The sequence below is a fragment of the Caballeronia sp. PC1 genome (assembly GCF_021353155.1).
Lineage (GTDB): Bacteria > Pseudomonadota > Gammaproteobacteria > Burkholderiales > Burkholderiaceae > Caballeronia > Caballeronia cordobensis.
In genome coordinates this window covers 290,444-309,857 of sequence record NZ_JAJUBH010000003.1, presented here as the reverse complement: position 1 = coordinate 309,857, position 19,414 = coordinate 290,444, and the positions used below count along the sequence as shown (strand labels likewise).

The following is a 19,414-nucleotide window of genomic DNA, read 5'->3' as shown; positions in this document are numbered from 1 at the left end:
TCGGGAATATGCGATCAGTTCCTTGATCGTTGCCCGGCGACGCCGTCTCCTCAACGCGGATTAAGCGCCTCCGTTGCGCCACCAGTCACATCACGCGAGGGCGTCGAAACATCGGTATCGTCAGGCCGCGCGCTGGTGTCGTAAAGCCGATCCGGAATGAAGGCCGCGCAGATTCCGCTCAGGAAAAACACCACGCCCACCAGCAGGAAACTCACCCCGAACGAGAACTGCGTAGCGATAAACCCGATCGCCACGGGCGCCGCGCCCGAGCAGAATCGCCCCACGTTATACGAGCCGCCGACCGCCGTGCCGCGAACACGCGTGGCGAAGCTCTCGGACATGAACGCGCCCATCGTGCCGAGCGGCACGCCATAGAGAAAGCCGAAAAACAGCATCAGCCAGACGATATTCTCGCGCGTGTGAAGAAACACGATGACCGGCAAAAACAACGCCGCGCCGATGCAGCCGATCACATACACGCCGCGCCGGCTCCATACGTCGCCGAGCCAGCCCGCGACGATCTTGCCCATGAAGGCGACCACATACGTGCCGATCATGTAACCCGCCATCGAGCCGAAGCGCACGTGCAGTTCTTTCTCGAGATAAGTCGGCAGCCAGTTGTTCAGCCCGTAAAAGCCCGACAACGCAAACACGGATGCGAGCGCCCACAGGATGAACATCTTGCGCGCCTCGCGATCCGAGAAGATCAGGTAATAACGGTTCTCGCGCCATGGACGGCGCACGCGCGGCGCGCCTTCCCGCAGCGCCATGCTTGCGCGCCAGCCGGGCGGCTCAGGCACGAACCAGTGAATCGCGAACGCGAGCACCACCGGAATCGTCGCGACATAGAAGAGCATGCGCCAGCCGTAGTGCGGCAAGATCCAGTTGGCGAGCGAGATCACGACGATGTAACCCGCCGAGATCCCCGTTTGCAGAATGCCGAGAATCAGCGAGCGCCGCTCGGTCGGCACATATTCGGCGACGAGCGTGCTCACGAGCACCATGCAGCCAATCCCGAGCGAACTGATGAAGCGCACGAGCGCGAACTCGGCGAAGGTATGCGTGAGTCCGAGCAGGCCCGCGCCGAGCGAGAAGAGCGCGAGCGCCCACACGACGACGCGCACGCGGCCGAGCGTATCGCTTGCCCAGCCGCCCAGAATGCCGCCCACCGCCATGCCGACGAGCGTCAGGCTGCCGAGCGCGCCCGCCTCGACATTGGTGAGCCCGAATTCGGCCTTGATGCGCGTGAGCGTGAGGCCGTACATCATCACGTCCGGCCGTCGACGAGCAGCGCGAGATAGCCGAGCGCGAAGACGATCAGCCAGCGTCCGGTTTCCGGAGACGATGCGCGGTTCATGCGCGCGGCTCCGCATCGGCGTAAAGCGGCATGCGCGCAACCAGCGCGGGCGCGAGAAACGAGCCGAGCAGCACGCCCGCGTCTTCATGCTCGCGCGTGTACCAGTGCTCGACGTGCGTGAGATTCATCGTGCCGATGCACTCGCCGTCATAGGCAATGGGAATGTTGAGGATCGAGCCGAGGCCCATGTTCGCCATTGTCATGTGATCGTCGAACGCATTGCGGATGTCGTGCGCGGTCTCGCCGCGAAACGGCCGCATTTCCTGGAGGATTTGCGTGGCCCACGCGGTGCCGCGCTTCTTCTTGCGGCCGCCGGTCGGGTAGACGTCGGGCATGTTGGTGTAGACGCGCTCCACTTCGTGATGGCGCGCGTCGTACGCCATGATCGTGAACAAACGAAAGCCGATGGTCTCCCCGGCAACGGCGGCGACCGCATCGAAGAGCGTCGCGGGTTGAGCCGGTTCGCGCATCGCGTGCGCGAGGCGTTGAAGATCGGTCAGTTGCATGGAGCGCATGATGTCGTTGTCGTGTGAGTCGCGTGACTAGCCGCGTGCGAGGCGATCGCGTGCATCGCCTTCGATCGCGCCGTTGACTTCGATGTCTTCGAGCGAGCGGTTGCGCGTCTCGATGCCGAGGAAGAACACCACGCACGCGCCCGCGAGCAGCACGGCGGTCGTCATCGCGAACACGCCGAAGAAGCCGAACGCCGGATACACGATGCCGACGAGAATCGGCGCGCTCACCGAGCCGATGCGCCCGAAGGAAGACGACGATCCCGTGCCCGTGGTGCGCACCGAAGTCGGGAAGATTTCCGGCGTGTAGGCATAGACGCCCGCGAACGCGCCGTTCATGAAGAACGACAGGCAGATGCCCGCCGCCATGATCTGCACGCCGGTATGCGAGAGCGACAGCATGATCGCCGCGATGCCGCCGAGCGTCATGTACGACGCCACCACGCCCTTGCGGCCGATCTTCTCGTTGAGCCACGCCGCCGAGAAATAGCCCGGAATCTGCGCACCGTAGATGGCGATGGAGAAGCCGAAGCTCTTCGTGATCGTGAGGCCTTCCTTGACGAGCAGGCTCGGAATCCACGAGAAGAACGAGTAATACGCGAAGGCGACGGCGAACCACATCAGCCAGCTCACTGCCGTCGTGCCCGCGAGGCGCTTGCTCCACAGCGTCTTCACATTGCGCCACGCGCTGCCGCTGCCCTTGGCGGCGGACGGAATCGCGCCCACGGCCGACAGCGGCGCAAGCTCGAAGCCGCGTTTCACGTACCACGCCTCGATATCGTCGACGATAACGTTCGCTTCGGCGACGCGGCCCTGGCTTTCCATCCAGCGCGGCGATTCGGGTAGCGTGCGGCGCCACCACAGCAGCATCACGACCGGCAGCGAGGTGATGACCGCGAGATAGCGCCAGCCGTCCGGGAAATTGCGCACGACGGTGTAGCCGAGAATCGACGAGCTCAGATAGCCGAACGACATGAACCCGACGAGCGCGCCGCAGAACATGCCGCGATAGCGCCGCGGCACGAACTCCGCGAGAAACGGCGCGATCACGACGGTCTCCGCGCCCGAGCCGAAGCCCGCGATGATTCGCAGCGCGAAGAACGTGTGCCAGTCTTGCGCGGTGGCGCTCGCGAGCGAGGCGACGCAATAGATCGCGAGCGCGCTCATCATGATGCGGCGCCGGCCGATGATATCCGCGAGCACGCCGGACAAAAACGCGCCGAAGAAATAGCCGATATACGTGCTGCTTGCCACCAGCCCGGTCTGCGCGCTCGTCAGGTTCCACAGCTTGCTGACGACGGGAAGCAGGAACGCGAGCGACGACGAATCGAGGCCGTCGAACAGATAGCCGCATCCGCCGATGATGAGCAGTTTGCGATGAAAGCCGGATAGCGGCAGCCGTTCGAGGCGGGCGGCGATAGCGGACATGATCGATGTTCTCCGGTGAAGTCGGCGTCAGCGCCCGATCGCGTAAGCCTGCATCTGGCGCGGCGTGGCGGCCCCGCGCATCAGGCCGTTGCGAATGCCGACGGCGCACACGCGCCCCAGCGACCACGGCTCGGCGACGGTGAGATCGTGGCCGCGTGCACGCAGGGCGTCGAGCGTCGCTTGCGGAAAGTTGCCTTCCGCAGACATCTTGCCGAGCTGAATGTCGCGCGGATAAAACGAGCCGGGAAAATGCGCGGTCTGAAACGACGGCGCATCCACCGCCGCTTGCAGGTTCATGCCGAAGTGCGCGTGCCGCAGCAGCAGTTGCAGCGACCATTGATCCTGCTGATCGCCGCCCGGCGTGCCGAGCGCGGCATACGGCTTGCCGCCGCGCGTGACGAGCGTTGGCGACAGCGTGGTGCGCGGGCGGCGTCCCGGTCCGAGCGACGAGGGCAGGCCTTCTTCCATCCAGAACATCTGGCCGCGCGTGGTCACGTTGAAGCCGAGGCCCGGCACCGCGGGCGACGCCTGCAGCCAGCCGCCTGACGGCGTCGCGGACACCATGTTGCCCCAGCGATCGACGACATCGAGATGCACCGTGTCGCCGCGCAATTCCGGCAGCGGCGCGAAGGTGGGTTCGCCCTGACCGAAACCGCCCGGCTGCTGGCGGCCCGCGTTGGCGAGAATCTTCTCGGCGCGCGCTTCGCTGTCGAGCAGGCGCCCCGGACGGAATTCGAACGACGCGCGCCGCGGATCGATCTCTTTGCGGCGCGCGTCGTTGTAGGCGTCGCTGAGCAGCGTGTCCATCGGCACGTCGGAGAAGTTCGGGTCGCCGTAGAAGACATCGCGATCGGCGAACGCGAGCTTCGAGCACTCGATGACCGTATGCACGAAGTCCGGCCCGAGCGGGTCCATGCTCGCGAGATCGAAACCCTTCAGCAACGCGAGCTGTTGCAGGAACATCGGGCCTTGCCCCCACGGTCCCGTCTTGTGGACCACGAGGCCTTCGTATTCGTAGGAGACCGCGTCTTCGTAGGTCGGCTCCCAGCGTGCGAGATCGGCGGCGTCGAGCAGGCCGCGATTGCGCTGGCCCGAGGTATCGAGAACATCGGTCGAGCGGAAGTACTGATCGATCGCATCCGCGACGAAGCCGCGATAGAACGCGATGCGCGCCCGTTCGCACTGCTCCGCGCGGTCGCTTCGCGTGTTCGCCTCGCGCAGGATGCGCTTGTACGTTTCCGCAATGGCGGGATTCGCGAACAGATGATTCGGACGCGGCGCTTCACCGTCGCGCAGCCATTGCTCGGCGGACGTGCGCCATTCGCGCCTGAAGAAATCCTGGATCGCGAGAATGGACGACGCCATGCGCGGCAGCACCGGATAGCCGTGCTCCGCATAGCCGATTGCATAGCTCAGCACGTCTTCGAGCGGCAACTGGCCATAGTCGCGCAGCATCGCCATCCAGCCGCCGAACGCGCCGGGCACGACGGCGGGCAGCAGGCCCGTGCCGGGCATCACGGTGAGGCCGAGTTCCTTCATGCGCCCGATGGTCATGGCGGCGGGCGTCACGCCCTGGCCGCACAGCACGCGCACGCGGTCTTCCTTCGCGCTATAGAACACGGCGGGCAGTTCGCCGCCCGGCCCGTTCAGATGCGGCTCGACGATTTGCAGCACGAAACCGGCCGCCGCCGCCGCGTCGAAGGCATTGCCGCCTTTTTCGAGCACCGCCATCGCGGACGCGCTGGCGAGCCAGTGCGTCGATGCCACCATGCCGAATGTGCCGATCAGCTCGGGTCGTGTCGTGAAACTCATGGCTTTCGTCCGTTTTTGCGAACCAATTCAGATTGGTTCGGATCGATGAAATACAAAATATGTGTGCAGCGTACGCGAACAGAAAAAGTAAAGCAATGCCGCGCGGCCGGGTCGCGTTTCTGATACATTGAACCAATGTTTATTGGTTCACATCCGATCATGGAAAAACCCGCGCTCGACAGGCTGCTCGATTACCTCGCGCAGCACAATCTGAAGGACGGCGATGCGCTGCCGCCCGAACGCAGCCTCGCCGAAGCGCTCGGCATGAGCCGGCGCGATCTGCGCGCCGCGCTGGCGTCGATGGAAGCGGCGGGGCGGGTCTGGCGCGGCGTCGGACGCGGCACGTATCTGGGCGCGCGGCCGCTGAAATTTTCGGCTTCGCTGCGCAGCCTGCGCGCGGGGTCGAGCCCGGCCGACATCGCGGAAATGCGGCTCGTGCTGGAACCGGCGTTCGTCGAGCTGGCGACGCTCAAGGCGAGTCCCGACGATCTCGCGGAACTGGAGAAATGCGCGCGGCGCAACGCCACGGCGAAAGACGACGACGAGTGGCAGCAGTGGGATCATCGCTTTCATTTGCTCATTGCGCAGGCCACGCGCAATCCCGCGATCATCGCGCTGATGGACGTGGTCAACGGCATGCGCATGAAGCCGAACGCGCGCGAAAAGACGGCCGATCAGGACACGCGCCGTCATTTCGCCATGCAGCATCAGGATGTCGTGAAGGCGATGCTCGAACGCGACGGCGCCACCGCCGCCGCTCGCATGCGCGACCATCTGCTGAACGTGCAATGGCGCATACCCTCGCAGCGGGAAAGAGGCGACGACGCCGTCCGGCAGCCGGAGTAGACTGAAATTTCGCGGCGCGCACGCTGCGAAAGGAGGTTGCAATGAAACTCGCTGAAATGTTCAGGCACGCGACGCGGAGCATCACCGCCGGGCATGGCGACGCGGAGCACCATCACGAGGAAGGCGCGAAGTCGGCGCAGAAAGAGTCGAAAAGGCTGTGGGACGTCATTGGCCGCAATCGCCATAAAAAGGCGAAATGGCAATAGCGGCGGCGCGGGCGCATCGGCTCGAATGACAAGGCCCGGGAATGCACATTCCCGGGCCTTGCCGTTTCATCACGCGTACCGCGAGGAAAGCCCGCTCAACCCGCTGCTTCGGCTTCGGTGGGCGCATGACCCGCCGGCCCCTCGTTGACCGCGCCCGCGGCTTTGCCGAGCTCGCGCAGCAACGGCGGAACGTCCATGCCCGGCACGACGGCTTCGATGAGCGACAGCCGGTCGCCCGACGCGCGCGCGCAAGCGAGCGCTTCGCGTAACTCGGCGGGCGTCGAAGCACGCGCGCTGAAGCTGGTTCGGCCTTTGCCCAGCGCGGCGGGCAAGGCGGTCCAGTCCCAGCGGGCGATATCGTTGTAGGCCGCGTCCGCGCCGTGAATGGCGCGCTCGACCGTGTACCCGTCGTTGTTCACGACGACGATGATCGCGTTGACGTGTTGCCGGATCATCGTGCCGAGTTCCGCGATCGTCAGTTGCGCGGAGCCGTCGCCGATGAGCAGCACGGGACGCCGCCGCGGCGCCGCCAGCGATGCGCCGAGCAGCGCCGGCAGCGTGTAGCCGATCGACGCCCAGAGCGGCTGGCCGATGAACAGCACGTCGTCGGGCAAGCGGTGCGCGCCCAGTCCGTAAAACGACGTGCCTTGCTCCGCGATCAGGAGATCGCCCGGATGCAGCGCTTCGCTCACCGTTTGCCAGAGCGTCGATTGGGACAGCGCCGCGCTGGCGTGGGCTTCGTCATGTCGATGCCCGGCGACCCGATGGCGTTCCGTGCGCGGCAACGGCGCGCGGTCCACGAAGATCGCATGCAAGGCATCGAGCGCGTCGGCGAGTTCGATCGGACCGTATTGCCTGCCGGCCACGCTCGACGCATGCGGTCCGATGTCGATCAACCGGTCGATGGCAAGATGCTGGCTGAAAAAGCCGCTCGTCAGGTCCGTGAAGCGCACGCCGGCCTTGATCAGCACCTCCGCTTCCTCGATGGCTGCGCGTACCGCGGGCTCGCTCGCGGCGCCGTTGTACGTGCCGAGATACGCGGGATGCTCTTCGTTCACGACCCGGCGACCCGAGAGCAGCGTGGCGTGCGGAATGTCGCCGGCATCGATGAGCGAGTGCAGATTCGGCTCCGCGCCCATTCGTTGCACCAGCACGTCCGCGAGAAGCGACACGCTCGATGCCTGTTGCAGCAACGCGCGGGCGTCGCGTGAAAACTGACGCAGCGCGTCGGGATCGGTCGTATCGCTCGACCGCGCGAGCGGCGCTTCCGGCGCGCGCACCGGAAGGTCCGCGAGATCGGAAGGCATCACGATATAGCCCGGACGACGCTGCGACATGACGGTACGCAATACCCGGTCGATCTCGGCGCAGGCGTCGTGTTCATCGAGCGTGGCATGGGCGCAGACCACTTCGTGCGCCATGCGCTCGAACACGCCGAAATCGCCCGTGCCCAGGCTGTGATGCGTGCAATTGCGCGCGGCCTGCACGGCACGCGACGGCGCGCCCACGACATGCACGACGGGCACGTATTCCGCGAAGCTCCCGGCAATCGCATTGATGGCGCTCAGTTCGCCCACGCCGAATGTCGTGCAGAGGACGCCGATTCCGCGAACGCGAGCATAGCCGTCGGCGGCATAACCCGCGCCCAGTTCGTTGGCGCAGCCCACCCATTGAAGACGGCCGTCGCGCCCGATATGGTCGAGCATGGAAAGGGTGAAGTCGCCGGGTACGCCGAATACGCGATCCGCGCCGAGTTCGCGAAGACGCTCCAGAAGATAGTCGGTCAGGGTGAATGCTTTGGACATATGAAACTCCATCGATTGAGCGTGTGGCTTACAAGGCGCCGGCATACGTCGGGATGACCATGCGTTCCAGCAGCGACTGCTGCTGTGCGCCGAACACATCCCGTTCGTTGCGCGAGGCGGAAATGATCGGCCGCTCGATGGTCACTTTGATCCCGTTGCAGTTATCGACGAAGTAAGCGCCGACGATGGAGGAAACGTCGTACGCGAGTTCCTCGGCGAGATTGCGCGCGCAGAACATGTTCGAGTACAACGCCGTCTCGTACATCTCTTTCGATACGAAGAGCACATCGAACGTGATCCGGTTCACGCCCGCGTTCTTGCTGCGAATCACGCGCGCCATGTCGAGCAGGCGCCGCTTTCCGACGGCCTCTCGTTGCGGCGGCACGTCTTCGATCGACGACAGGCTCCGGTCGTCGAGATTCACCGTGCCCGCCGGCTCGCCGATGTCGAAGTACCTTGCGCGCGTTTCGCCCGCTTCGGTCCATGCGCTTCCGTTCGCAAGGTAATGACGGATGGGGAACATCTGCTCGCGGATCACCGCTTCGTTTTGCAGCAGATGGAAGAGGGTCCATTCATAGGCGTCGGCGGCATCGAGCGCGAGCAGCGAACCGGCGCCCATCGGCGCGACGGATGCAATGCGTTCGATCTCCGCCCGGTGCAGCGTGTCGAGCGCGGCGGCATCGTCGTGAATCGTGCGCAGCAATGCCACCGGACGCTCGGCGTCCGCTTCGACGAACTCGTACTGTGCATCGGCGAGCGCCTCCGGAAACTCGCGGCGAACGAGTTCCACGACCTGCTGCCGGATCGTTGCGTACTTTGCAATGAAGATCGGGTCGCGCGTGCCGCTCGGCACGATCGCGCCATACGTGCCGTTTTCATAGCGGAAGCTGACCAGATTCGGCGAAAGCGGATAGGCGATGTTGCCCGCAGTCGATTCGCGTCCGGCATAGCCGTAGTGGATCAGATAGTGCGTGAGCAGACTGGCCAGCATGGTTGCCGCCTCGGGCGTGCGCGCACGCGTCTGCACGATGATGCCGAGTTCGCGTTCGTTCGACCCGGCGGGCCGCTTCTCCACGCCGTTGCGTCCATAGACGAGGACATCGGCGGGAATGTGGTGCATATCGCCCGGGCGCAGATGAATCAGCGAGACTTTTCGCATGCCGACGCGGCGCGAGCCTTCCAGCTTGATGCTGAGCGGCCACGGCTTGCCAGTGCGATAGAAGCGGCTGTCGCGGATGCCCGCGCTGCGTGCATCGACGGCGAAGAATGCCGTGCTCGCCATCGCCAGCACGCCTTCCGGATAAAACTGCAATTGCGGATGAGATTCCTCATACAGCGAATGCGCGGCGATCGAATACGGCGTGCAGCGGCGGCTGTCGTTCGGCGCGGTGAACACGGCGCTGCCGTCGTCGTAGATTTCGGCGACGAGGCAGTCGGACGGCGAGCCGGGGTCGCACGCCAGCGCGCCGCATTCGAGCACGTGGCCGACGTGATACGCGAGCCCCGGCGCGATGCCGCGGCGGATCATGTCGGCGGCGAACAGCGCCACGTCGCATGAACGGCCGGCGAAGATATACTTCGCACCGCTTTCGAGCGCGGCAAGAATCGGATGGATGCCCATCTGACCGACGATCGTGCTGTCGCGCAAGGACGCTTCGCTCAGTTCGGGACCCGCGCCGACAGGGCGCAGCCGGCCCGCGCGCAGTTCGTCGATGACGACAGCGGGATCCAGTTCGCTATGGATCACGGCGACTTTCGCGTCGCGCACGTCCAGTTCCTCGAACACTTCGCGCGCGACGTCGAGCATCCATTCGAGGTTGCGGTCGCCGCCCGCCATGCCGCAACTGCCGAGTATCACGGGGCCGTCGATCCGCGTGCCGGCTTCGACCATCTGACGAAAATCGTTCTTGACGGCCTCGCGCTCGAAATATTGCGTGCCCGCGCCGAGATAGTACGGGCCCGCATCCATCGAGCCGGCGTCGGAGATCACCGCATCGACGCGGCCTGTCATTGCCGTTTGCAGCGATTCCTTCGGAAATCCATATCCCAGCGCGCCGCAGGCCGACACGATGCGGTAAATCAGCTTTGCCATTTCGCTTCTCCCGTTGCATCGGACCACGACATGTGGTCCTTCCGATGCGTTGGGAGCAAGTCTGCTGTTTTTCGACGAGCGGGAAAAATACCGTCTTTCAATGGCGGTATACGCGGCCGATATAGCTAATCGTCGGAACCTTCGTCGTCCGATGGCGTCGCCTCGGCGGGCTGGCCGCCCGAATGCTTGCCGATGAATTCAACGATGAAGTCGCGCACCGCTTCGCCCGCCGCACCGAGCGGTGCGTCAGCGGAGGACACGATGCAGGCCGCCATCCAGACCGCGGGCTCGATGACCTGCGAGACGAGACCGGCCTTGCCCGGCAGTTCATCCGTGCTGTCCAGCGGCAGGATCGTCGCGCCGACCCCGGCCTGCACGGCGGCCAGCATGTCGCTCATCACGTCCGCTTCCGCGGCGACGAGGGGTTCGATCTTCGCCTGCTCGAACATGCGATCGACGACCGTGCGCGCGACATTGGGCGGGCGCGCCAGCACGAGCTGGAGATCGGCCAGTTGTTCCTGACGTATCGATGCCGGCATGACGCTTCCGCTTGCGCGACGCACGAGATAGAGGCGTCGCTGAAGCAGCGGGACGGTGACGTAGTCGGGAGAAGGCGCGCACTCGAACAGCACGGCGAGATCGAGCGAATGGTCGCGCAGGCGTGCCGCGAGCCGTGCGCTGCCCGCGGACGAAAACGTGAGCCGCACCTTCGGCAAGGCATCGCGGCACGCCGCGATCAGCGGCCCGCTGAAACGCGCAGCCAGCGTCGACGACATGCCGATATGCACGCTGCCTTCGATGTCCTCGCCCTGACCGAGCGCCACCTCGCGCAAACGATCGATGCGCCGGAGGATCGCCGTGGCTTCGAGGTACACCCGCTTGCCCGCGGCGGTCGCGTTCACGCCGCGCGGCGTTCGTTGCAACAGCACGACGCCAAGCGCTTCCTCGAGATCGGCGATCTGCAGACTCAGCGCCGGCTGAGCGACGTGCGCGATCTGGGCCGCGCGCGAAAAACTGCCGGCATCGACGACGGTGACGAAGTACCGCAATTGTCGAAGTTTCATGGCGGCCTGTAGGTGAACAAGCTGCGAGCCGTTGAGAGAGGCAAGACGGCTCACCTTCGCCGCGAAGCGCCTCTTTGTCAACCGCCTTTCAGGAACCGAGCCGCATCGCACGACAAAAAGTTCAGACGATTAGCTATATCGGCTGCGTATACGGCCATTGAAAGACGGTATTTTTCCTGCGTTGGCGAAGCCGGCAGACTGTGTTCTCGAAAGCTCATGCATAGAGGGAAACATGCGAGTCCTGCTGATTGAGAACGATCTCGAAGCGGGTCGTAAGCTGCTCTCCGCATTGCGGGGCGCGGAGTACGGCGTCGACTGGGTGCGCGATGGCGAGTCCGGCCGGAACGCGATGGCGTCCGCCTATTACGCCGTCGTGCTGCTGAACGCGTCGGTTCCGCGGCTGGGCGGCATCGACTTCCTGAAGGCCTCGCGTGCCGCCGGAAACCGCATTCCCGTGCTGCTGCTCACCGCGCACGACGACCCCGGAATGCGTGCACGCGCCCTGGATACCGGCGCCGACGATTGCCTGCTCAAGCCGCTGGACTCGCGCGAAGTGCTCGCGCGCATTCGCGCCGTGCTGCGTCGCGCGGCAGGCTATGCGACATCGTGCATCGGCGACGGCGTGCTCAATCTCGACCTCGACAAGCGAACGATCCGCCATAACGGCATCGAATCGACGCTCTCGGCGCGCGAATTCGCCTTGATGCATGCCTTCCTGGAGCGGCGCGGTTCCATTCTTTCGCGCGGTCAACTCGAAGAGCGCCTGTATAGCTGGGGCAGAGAAGTGGAAAGCAATGCAATCGACGTGCTGATCCACGCGATGAGAAAGCGCTTCGGCCGCGATCTGATCCGTAACGTGAGAGGCCTTGGCTGGACGCTGACGCAGCACGTTCCGGCCGGCGATGAGCGGGCGATCATTTCCGGCTAATTCTCCGCACCTACATTTTTCCTGTACGAACCAGGAGAAAACATCATGCTCGCGCCACTTAAACCGCTTGGCTCTCACGCATTCCAGTCCGATAACTTTCGCGCTATCCCTGCATATCTGAGAGATAACATTCTCGAACCTTATAAGCCCGAATGCGTGTATATCGGCCGAGCGTTCCGCGATATGTCGTTCGACAAGGAACTGGTTGCACTCGCCGAAGTCTGCGTGCCTTACACCTTCTATGGATCGCAGACGGGTCACTTCAACGCGGTGGAATCGCTGCTCTGTCTCAATCAACTCGCCTTTCTGACGATAGCCGATCTGGTCGTCGACGATGAACCTCACGCATTTCGCCAGGCGATCAAGACGACCGATCTTCAGGACTTCAAGGAGCAGGTGCTGAGCCGGACATTCATCACGTCCGTGAAGACGCAGTTCAGGCGCACGCTCGACGGCCAGCATGTCGTCATGCGCCTCGCGTTCACGACGATGCGCAAGCACGCCGGCATGGTGTTTCTCGCGTCGGAGTTTGCGTTCATCGACGGGACGCGTTCCCTCGACGCACCGCCCGCGTTCTTTGGCCAGGCGACCTTCGCGATTCCGGCCATGTGAAATATCGCGGGCGGTGGTTCATACGTGACGCCGGATCAGCCTCTCCAGAGATCGTCGGCGGCGCGGATCGCCAGCAAGTAGCCATTCGCGCCGGCCCCGCAGATCACCGCGGTGGCGGCCACCGAGATCGTCGAGTGACGGTACTCTTCGGAGCGCCGGTGAATGTTGGTGATGTGCACTTCCACCACCGGGCGGCGGATCAGCTTGACTGCGTCGAGCACCGGAATGCGTCCGAACGAAAAGCCCGCCGGATTGATGATCAGCGCGGCATCCTGAAGGAATGCTTCCTGAATCCAGTCGATCAACTGGCTCTCGCTGTTGGTCTGTCGGAAGACGCAATCGAACTTGAGATCTTCGGCGAGCGCGAGGCAGTTCTGTTCGATGTCCTTCAGCGTCGTATTGCCGTAAATGTGCGGCTCCCGCACGCCGAGCATGTTCAGGTTGGAGCCGTTGAGAATGTAGAGTTTGCGAGTCATGGTTTCAGTGGGTAGCGCTACGTTCGAGGGCCGTGTCTTTGGTTTCCCGCGACGTCGCGATCATGATGAAGGAGAGCAGGTTCAGCGAGCCGCACACCGCGACGATGGCCCACGGCGAACCGTGAAAGGCATTGAGCAGCGCCACGGCGACGATCGGCATCGGCCCGCCGGTCAGCAGATTCGCGCCCGAGTACGACAGCGCGGAGCCCGTGTAACGCGCTTCGGTCGGGAAGGACTCCGCGAACCACACCGGCTGGATGCCGCTCTGAAACTGCGTGAAGCCGAGGAAGGCGCCCATCACGGCCATCGTCATGGCGACGGAGTGTTGCTGGAGGATCGGAAAGTAGATCAGGCAGCAGACGAGCGTGCAGAACGAGCCGATCAAGAGCGCGCGCTTGCGCCCGATCCGGTCGCTCAGATAGCCGCCCGCCAGCGCGCCCACGATGGCGCAGACATTGGCGACCATCAGAAGCATGAAGCCGGTCTGCTTGGGCACGCCGAGGTTCTTCGTGAGATAGCTGAGCGAGAACACCACGATCAGGTAGAACAGCGCAGCCGGGCCGCAGAAAAACAGCGTGAGACGCAGCGCGGTGCGCCAGTGAAACTTGAAGACGACGCCGAGCGGATTCGCGGCGCGCGCGCCTTCGCCTTTCTGCTTGAGCGCCTCGAAGGCCGGCGTCTCACTGACCTTCATGCGGATATAAATGCCCAGCAGCACGAGCACGAAACTCGCGAGGAACGGGATTCGCCATCCGAACGATTCGAAGTCGTCGGCCGAAAGCAGACTGGACAGCGCAAAGAGGGCGAAATTGGCGAGGATCTGGCTGAGCGGCGAGCAAATGCCGAGCAGGCCCGAATACAAGCCGCGCTTCTTCGCCGACGCATGCTCGACCGCCATCAGTTGCGCACCCGTCGATTCGCCGCCGAGCGCGAAACCCTGAACGATGCGAAGCGAGACAAGCAGCGTCGGCGCAAGAATGCCGACTTGCTGGTAGGTGGGCAGCAGCCCCATCAGGAACGACGACACGCCCATCACCGATACCGTGGCTAGCATCAGGTTGCGGCGTCCCCAGCGGTCGCCGAGCATGCCGCAGATCACCGCGCCGAGCGGGCGCGCGGCAAGCCCCGCCCAGAAGCTCGCCAGCGACGCCAGCAGCGAGGCGGTCGGATCGAGCGACGGGAAGAACAGCTTCGGAAAGATGGTGGCCGCGACGACGCCGTACAACGCGAAGTCGAACCATTCCAGCGCCGTTCCGACGGTGGCGCCCGCCACCGCGCGGCGCGCCATCAAGTGAGTGTGCGCGGATCGTGTGCCCGCGGCGAGGTCTGAGTCAGCAGGAACTGACATTGGCGTCTCCCATTTTTTAGATATGAAGCGTTCGTTTCCGGCCACGAACAGGTGATATTGTTTGCGCTTCGAGGGCGGAGCGTTCCGCACCGGAACTGCATTTCACATCTTGAAAACCCACTGGCGATGTCGCTTAGAAACGGCCTGAGAATTCTCGATTTCCTCGCGTCGCAAGGCGAAGGCGCGGGCCTCGTGGCCATTGCCGACGCTTTGAGCCTGCCGCGCAGTACATGTCATCGCCTGCTCGCCGATCTCGTCGAAAGCGGCTATGTCAGGCAACTGGTCGATCACAGCCGCTACATCCTGACCATGCGCATGACGTCGAACGGGCTGGAATTCCTGAGCCTCACCGGCATCGCGGATATCGCCCAGCCGATCATCGAACGCGTCGCGGCGCAGACCGGCGAACTGGCGCGGCTGTCGCTGGTGGACGGCGAAGCGATCATCTGGGTGGGGAAGGCGGACGGACAGCGCACGGGCTTTCGCTACGATCCCGACATGGGTCAGGCGGCGCGGCTTTCATGCACGTCGACCGGCCACGCGTGGCTCATGACGATGACCGACGAACAGGCCGTCGCGCTGGTGCTGAAGCAGGGCTTCGGTGAGCCGAACGAGTTCGGACCCAATGCGCCGACGACGCTCAAGGCGCTGCTGGGTTTTCTGCACGCCGCGCGCGTGCGTGGCTACGCGATGATCGACGAGGTGTTCGCCCCGCGCATGTCGGCGGTGGCGGCGCCCGTGTTGAGCGGCTCGCGCTGCGTCGGCGTCATCAGCCTGGCCGGTCCGCGCAAGCGGCTCACGGCCGGGAAGATTCACGAATACTCGGCGCTGCTGCGCGAGGCGGCCAACGAACTGGCCCAACTGAGCAATATGGCCGGCTTCCCGAGCCGGCCGCCGCTTGGCAAGGGCTGAGTTTTAGCCTGGTTACGCGCCCGCGCCGCGCGCAAGCAGGAACGCGTCGAGTTGCTCGAAGGTCTCGGGCATCGCCTCGTCCATGCCTTCGATGGCGGCGTCGAGCGCTTCCTTCGACGGATACAGTTCACGCATCACCAATAGCGTCTTGCCATCCTGCTCTTCGAAGGTCACCGTGGTCACGGCGCCGTCTTCGCTTTCCTCGTTGGTCCAGACGAGGCGGGCGTTCGGCACTACGTCGAGATATTTGCCGAAGAACGCCAGGGGCGCCGCGGCCTTCGGGTGCGCGAATTCAAGGCGATAGCCGCCGCCGACGCGGACGTTCTGTTCGCACGAAAGCAGGGTCGCGCCGCTCGACTTCGGCACCCACCACTGCCTGAATAGCTCGGGCGTGGTCCACGCTTCGAACACCAGCCGCGGCGGGGCGTCGAAGACGCGCGTGATGACCATTTCCCGATCGGACTTGCGTTCCGACGTCGTGCGGTTGCGCGTGGGGGAGGGTTCATTCTCTCTTTTTGCGACCATCACGTTGCTCCTTGCGTTTGAGTTCCTCGATGACCGTGTCCAGCGCGTCGAAGCGCGCGGCCCACATCTGGCGGTAGTTTTCGATCCAGGCCGACTCCTCTTCCAGACGGCGCGAACCCAGCTTGCAGGTGCGCACGCGCCCCACTTTCTCCGTGGTGACGAGTTCCGCCCGCTCCAGAATGCCGATGTGCTTCCTCATGCCGGTCAGCGTCATGTGGAAGCGCTCGGCGAGGTCAGTGACGGACGCGTCGGCGCGCATCAACTGCTCCAGCACGCCGCGCCGGGTCGGATCGGAGAGCGCGGCGAAGGAGACGTCGAATCGATCTGTTTGAGAATACTGAGCCATTTGGTTCAGTATTGCACACGCATGGGCGACAGGCAAGCAGACAACCAGCGCCTTCTCGCCGGATAGTTTTTCTATTCCGGCGGCGCACTTCTTCTCGTTTGCTTCGGCGTCTTGGGAGACCGATCATTGAGTCACCGGAAAGCAGCGTTGCTTCCGATTTTTCCTCAACGACATCGAAGGACGGACATCATGAAACTCGCAAACAAGGTGGCACTCGTCACGGGCGGTACGTCAGGCATCGGCCTCGCGGCGGCCAGGCTGTTCATCGACGAAGGCGCGAAAGTCATCGTCTTCGGCAGCAACGAGAAGCGCCTTGCCGACGCGCAACGCGAACTCGGCGACGCCGCCACGGTGCTGCGCGCCGATGTGCGCGATCCGGCGCAGATCGACCGCGCGGTGGCGGAAGCGATCGAAGTCCACGGCGCGATCGATATCGTGTTCGCCAACGCGGGCGCGGGCACAGCGGCGCCGTTCGCCGACGTAACGCCGGCGCAGTTCGACGAGCAGTTCGCCTTGAACGTGAGCGGTCTTTTCTTCACGATCCAGAAGAGCGCGCCGTATCTTCGCGATGGTGGCAGCATCGTCGTGACCACCTCGTTTCTCAACAGCGTCGGGACGCCCGGTCTCTCGGTGCTGTCGGCGACCAAGGCGGCGGTGCGCTCGCTGGTGCGGTCGATCGGCGCCGAGCTCGCGCCGCGCGGTATTCGCGTGAACGCGGTCAGCCCCGGCCCGATCGATACGCCGTTCGCGAGCAAGCTCGGCCTCGGTGAAGACGAACTGCGCAAGACCGGCGAAGCGCTCGCCGCCGCCGTGCCGCTCAAGCGTGTCGGCCGGGCGGACGAGATCGCCCGGGCCGTGCTGTTCCTCGCAAGCGATGACGCGTCGTACATGACCGGCGCGGAACTCGTGGTCGATGGCGGCCTGTCGCAGATCTGACGCGCGCGCCGGGCGTGTCGCAGAGTAAAGTGGCCGCATCGAATCCATTGCCCCGATCTGCATGCGCGCGCCCACCAATCTCAACGCACTGCGAGCTTTCGAAGCGGTTGCGCGTCACCTCAGCTATGCGGCGGCGGCCGCGGAGCTGAACGTGACGCCCGCCGCGGTTGGCCAGCTGGTTCGCGGGCTGGAAGATTATCTGGGCGTGGAGCTGTTTCATCGTTCCAAATCGGGCGCGTCACGGCTGACGCTCACCGATGCCGCAAGCAGTGCGCTCGCCGATCTGCAGGGCGGATTCGATCTGCTGTCGAGCGCCGTCGAGCGGCTGAAGGCGAGCAAGTCGCGCATCACCTTCACCGTCACGGTGCCTCCGGCGTTCGCGGATAAATGGCTGCTATGGCGCGTCGAGCGGTTTCAACGCAAGCATCCTTATTACGATCTGCGCATCGATACCAGCGGGCATCTGGTCGACTTCACCGCCGAGCGTATCGACGTCGGCATTCGATACGGCGACGGCAATTGGCCCAAACTCGTCTCGACCTTTCTGTTGCGCGACGAGTTCTTTCCCGTCTGCAGTCCGACGCTGCTCAAAGGACGCGGCGCGTTGAAGACCCCGCTCGATCTCAAGCATCACCCATTGATTCACGACACGTCGATGCGCGAGTCCGGCGTGTTTCCGACATGGCGTTCGTGGCTCCTGCACTCCGGTGTGCGCGATGGCGTGGACACCGATCGTGGACTCCGGCTGAACGACTCGGCCATGAGCATCCAGACGGCGATTTCCGGCAACGGCGTCGCGCTCGGCCGCACGACACTCGTGGCGCGCGATCTCGCGGAGGGCCGTCTCGTGCGGCCATTCGACGCCGTGCAGAGCTGTGAACTGACGTACTACCTCGTCCATCGAAAAGAAAGCAGCGAGAGCGCGGCGGTGATCGCCTTCAAGGACTGGCTGCTCGAGGAAGTCGCGATCGGATGAATGTTATCGGTCCGCCACGCCGCGTTTTCGACGCGCGTTCGGCGGCGCGCCGGAAGACGCTCTCACGATGATCTCCGCCTCGCATTTGACGCTGCGCGCGCTGCCCTTTTCCGCCAGCTCCGCGAGGATCATCCCGGCGGCGAGCGTCCCGATTTCGGCGCTCGGAACGCGCACGGTGGTGATCGGTATGGGCAGTTCCGACATCAGTTCGAAATCGTCGAAGCCGACGAGACTCAAGTCGCGAGGGATGTCGTAACCGCGTTGCATGGCTTCGAGCATCGCGCCCATCGCAAAAGAACCGTTGCCGCAGATCACCACGGTCGGCGGATGCGGCGTGCTCATCACTTTCGAAAAAAGCTGCCGCCCGACTCGCGCGCCCCAGAAGCCCTCGACCATGTGAGCGGCGGATATGCCCAGTCCATGTTCGGCGAGGGCATCGCGCACGCCTTCGCGCCGGGCGCGCACCCGGTCATTGGTATCGGAGTCTTGCGAAAGCATTGCAAAACGACGATGCCCCAGGCCGACGAGATACGTGGTGAAGTCGAAAAAGGCCTGATGGTTGTCCACGCCGACGCACAACGACTCGCTGCCTTCCCGATACACGAACGTGTTGACGAAGGGAATCCGCCGCTGCGAAAGCAATGGTTGCAAATCCTGATGATGCGCTTCGCCCACGAGCACGACGGCGTCGACGCCGCGTTCGAGCATCGTTCTGACCTGCCGATATTCGCGTTCGAGGTCGTACTCGGAACACGCGAGCAGCAGCGTATAGCCCGCCCGTTCGAGCGACTCCTGCAGCTTCTGAATCGCGGTGGCGAAATGCTCGTTCGCCAGGGTCGGAAACACCGCTCCGATCGTGCCGGTCCGGTGCGTGGCGAGCGCGCGCGCGGCCGCGTGCGGCACCCAGCCGAGGTGATCGATCGCGACCATGATGCGCGCGCGCAGTTCATCCGATACGACGTCCGGGTTGTTCATGACCCGCGAAACCGTTGCGGATGACACGCCGGCAAAGCGCGCGACATCGCGCAAGGTCACGCCCGATGCGCGTGAACGCTTCCCGGCTTCTTCTGTTGGTGCAGCTTTCTTCTTCGCCATGGATAGGAATGGTCGGGCGGGCGCGGGGTGGTCGAGTATATCAACGGCCATACCGTCGATTGCTTACGCGGGTAAACCCTATAGAAATGGGCGATACGGGAAATTCCCTACCCATCAAATATTCAAGATGGAATACAG

18 protein-coding genes and 1 pseudogene are annotated in these 19,414 nt (G+C 64.2%); 7 read left to right on the top strand and 12 right to left on the bottom strand.

Going from position 1 to position 19,414, the window contains the following annotated elements:
* Positions 1 to 50: 50 nt before the first annotated feature.
* From LY284_RS26065 to LY284_RS26050, 4 genes and pseudogenes are all read right to left on the bottom strand, one after another.
* A pseudogene (locus LY284_RS26065) lies at positions 51 to 1,357 on the bottom strand (MFS transporter).
* Complete coding sequence (locus LY284_RS26060; protein ID WP_233388862.1) at positions 1,354 to 1,872, bottom strand: GAF domain-containing protein; 519 nt, start codon at positions 1,870 to 1,872, stop codon at positions 1,354 to 1,356. The pseudogene LY284_RS26065 and the gene LY284_RS26060 overlap by 4 nt, the downstream one beginning before the upstream one ends.
* A gap of 27 nt (positions 1,873 to 1,899) precedes the next feature.
* On the bottom strand, positions 1,900 to 3,297 hold the full coding sequence (locus LY284_RS26055) for an MFS transporter (protein ID WP_233388860.1): 1,398 nt from the start codon (positions 3,295 to 3,297) through the stop codon (positions 1,900 to 1,902).
* A gap of 27 nt (positions 3,298 to 3,324) precedes the next feature.
* Positions 3,325 to 5,109, bottom strand: a complete 1,785-nt coding sequence (locus LY284_RS26050; RefSeq protein WP_233388858.1) for a gamma-glutamyltransferase family protein — start codon at positions 5,107 to 5,109, stop codon at positions 3,325 to 3,327.
* Between the two features lie 159 nt (positions 5,110 to 5,268).
* Here LY284_RS26050 and LY284_RS26045 point away from each other — a divergent pair, with 159 nt between their 5' ends.
* Both LY284_RS26045 and LY284_RS26040 read left to right on the top strand, forming a co-directional pair.
* Positions 5,269 to 5,955: a FadR/GntR family transcriptional regulator gene (locus LY284_RS26045; RefSeq protein WP_014251835.1), complete on the top strand. Its 687-nt coding sequence runs from the start codon at positions 5,269 to 5,271 to the stop codon at positions 5,953 to 5,955.
* Positions 5,956 to 5,996: 41 nt separating this feature from the next.
* Positions 5,997 to 6,161 (top strand): hypothetical protein, encoded by a 165-nt coding sequence (locus tag LY284_RS26040; protein ID WP_233388854.1) that lies wholly within the window; start codon positions 5,997 to 5,999, stop codon positions 6,159 to 6,161.
* A gap of 95 nt (positions 6,162 to 6,256) precedes the next feature.
* Here LY284_RS26040 and LY284_RS26035 read toward each other — a convergent pair whose 3' ends face one another.
* From LY284_RS26035 to LY284_RS26025, 3 genes are all read right to left on the bottom strand, one after another.
* Entirely contained in the window at positions 6,257 to 7,966 is a 1,710-nt protein-coding gene (locus LY284_RS26035; protein ID WP_233388852.1) for an alpha-keto acid decarboxylase family protein, read from the bottom strand.
* Positions 7,967 to 7,994: 28 nt separating this feature from the next.
* Complete coding sequence (locus LY284_RS26030; RefSeq protein ID WP_233388850.1) at positions 7,995 to 10,058, bottom strand: DUF4387 family protein; 2,064 nt, start codon at positions 10,056 to 10,058, stop codon at positions 7,995 to 7,997.
* 125 nt (positions 10,059 to 10,183) lie between these two features.
* Complete coding sequence (locus tag LY284_RS26025) at positions 10,184 to 11,122, bottom strand: LysR substrate-binding domain-containing protein (RefSeq protein WP_233388848.1); 939 nt, start codon at positions 11,120 to 11,122, stop codon at positions 10,184 to 10,186.
* 232 nt (positions 11,123 to 11,354) lie between these two features.
* On the opposite strand from LY284_RS26025, the gene LY284_RS26020 reads away from it, so the two are divergent.
* Both LY284_RS26020 and LY284_RS26015 read left to right on the top strand, forming a co-directional pair.
* Positions 11,355 to 12,050: a response regulator transcription factor gene (locus LY284_RS26020; RefSeq protein ID WP_233388846.1), complete on the top strand. Its 696-nt coding sequence runs from the start codon at positions 11,355 to 11,357 to the stop codon at positions 12,048 to 12,050.
* A 45-nt stretch (positions 12,051 to 12,095) separates the two neighbouring features.
* On the top strand, positions 12,096 to 12,662 hold the full coding sequence (locus tag LY284_RS26015; RefSeq protein ID WP_083973283.1) for an FcoT family thioesterase: 567 nt from the start codon (positions 12,096 to 12,098) through the stop codon (positions 12,660 to 12,662).
* A 35-nt stretch (positions 12,663 to 12,697) separates the two neighbouring features.
* Here LY284_RS26015 and LY284_RS26010 read toward each other — a convergent pair whose 3' ends face one another.
* Complete coding sequence (locus tag LY284_RS26010; RefSeq protein WP_233388844.1) at positions 12,698 to 13,138, bottom strand: type II 3-dehydroquinate dehydratase; 441 nt, start codon at positions 13,136 to 13,138, stop codon at positions 12,698 to 12,700.
* 4 nt (positions 13,139 to 13,142) lie between these two features.
* Positions 13,143 to 14,486 carry an MFS transporter gene (locus LY284_RS26005; RefSeq protein ID WP_375294296.1) on the bottom strand — a complete coding sequence of 448 codons (1,344 nt, stop codon included), beginning with the start codon at positions 14,484 to 14,486 and terminating at the stop codon, positions 13,143 to 13,145.
* 126 nt (positions 14,487 to 14,612) lie between these two features.
* Here LY284_RS26005 and LY284_RS26000 point away from each other — a divergent pair, with 126 nt between their 5' ends.
* Positions 14,613 to 15,398: an IclR family transcriptional regulator gene (locus LY284_RS26000; RefSeq protein WP_233388842.1), complete on the top strand. Its 786-nt coding sequence runs from the start codon at positions 14,613 to 14,615 to the stop codon at positions 15,396 to 15,398.
* Between the two features lie 12 nt (positions 15,399 to 15,410).
* Here LY284_RS26000 and LY284_RS25995 read toward each other — a convergent pair whose 3' ends face one another.
* The gene (locus LY284_RS25995; RefSeq protein WP_233388840.1) at positions 15,411 to 15,923 is read right to left on the bottom strand and encodes an SRPBCC family protein; all 513 of its coding nucleotides are present in this window, start codon (positions 15,921 to 15,923) and stop codon (positions 15,411 to 15,413) included.
* A complete protein-coding gene (locus LY284_RS25990) occupies positions 15,901 to 16,269 on the bottom strand; it encodes a helix-turn-helix transcriptional regulator (protein WP_041733191.1) in 369 nt (122 codons plus the stop codon). The genes LY284_RS25995 and LY284_RS25990 overlap by 23 nt, the downstream gene beginning before the upstream one ends.
* Positions 16,270 to 16,458: 189 nt before the next feature.
* Here LY284_RS25990 and LY284_RS25985 point away from each other — a divergent pair, with 189 nt between their 5' ends.
* Together LY284_RS25985 and gcvA are read left to right on the top strand one after the other, a co-directional pair.
* Positions 16,459 to 17,205, top strand: coding sequence for an SDR family oxidoreductase (locus LY284_RS25985; protein WP_014251847.1), 747 nt, complete (start codon positions 16,459 to 16,461; stop codon positions 17,203 to 17,205).
* A gap of 61 nt (positions 17,206 to 17,266) precedes the next feature.
* Positions 17,267 to 18,181: a transcriptional regulator GcvA gene (gene gcvA, locus LY284_RS25980; protein ID WP_233388838.1), complete on the top strand. Its 915-nt coding sequence runs from the start codon at positions 17,267 to 17,269 to the stop codon at positions 18,179 to 18,181.
* Between the two features lie 3 nt (positions 18,182 to 18,184).
* Here the strand turns inward: gcvA and LY284_RS25975 are convergent, their stop codons facing one another.
* On the bottom strand, positions 18,185 to 19,276 hold the full coding sequence (locus LY284_RS25975) for a LacI family DNA-binding transcriptional regulator (protein ID WP_233388836.1): 1,092 nt from the start codon (positions 19,274 to 19,276) through the stop codon (positions 18,185 to 18,187).
* Between the last annotated feature and the right edge of the window lie 138 nt (positions 19,277 to 19,414).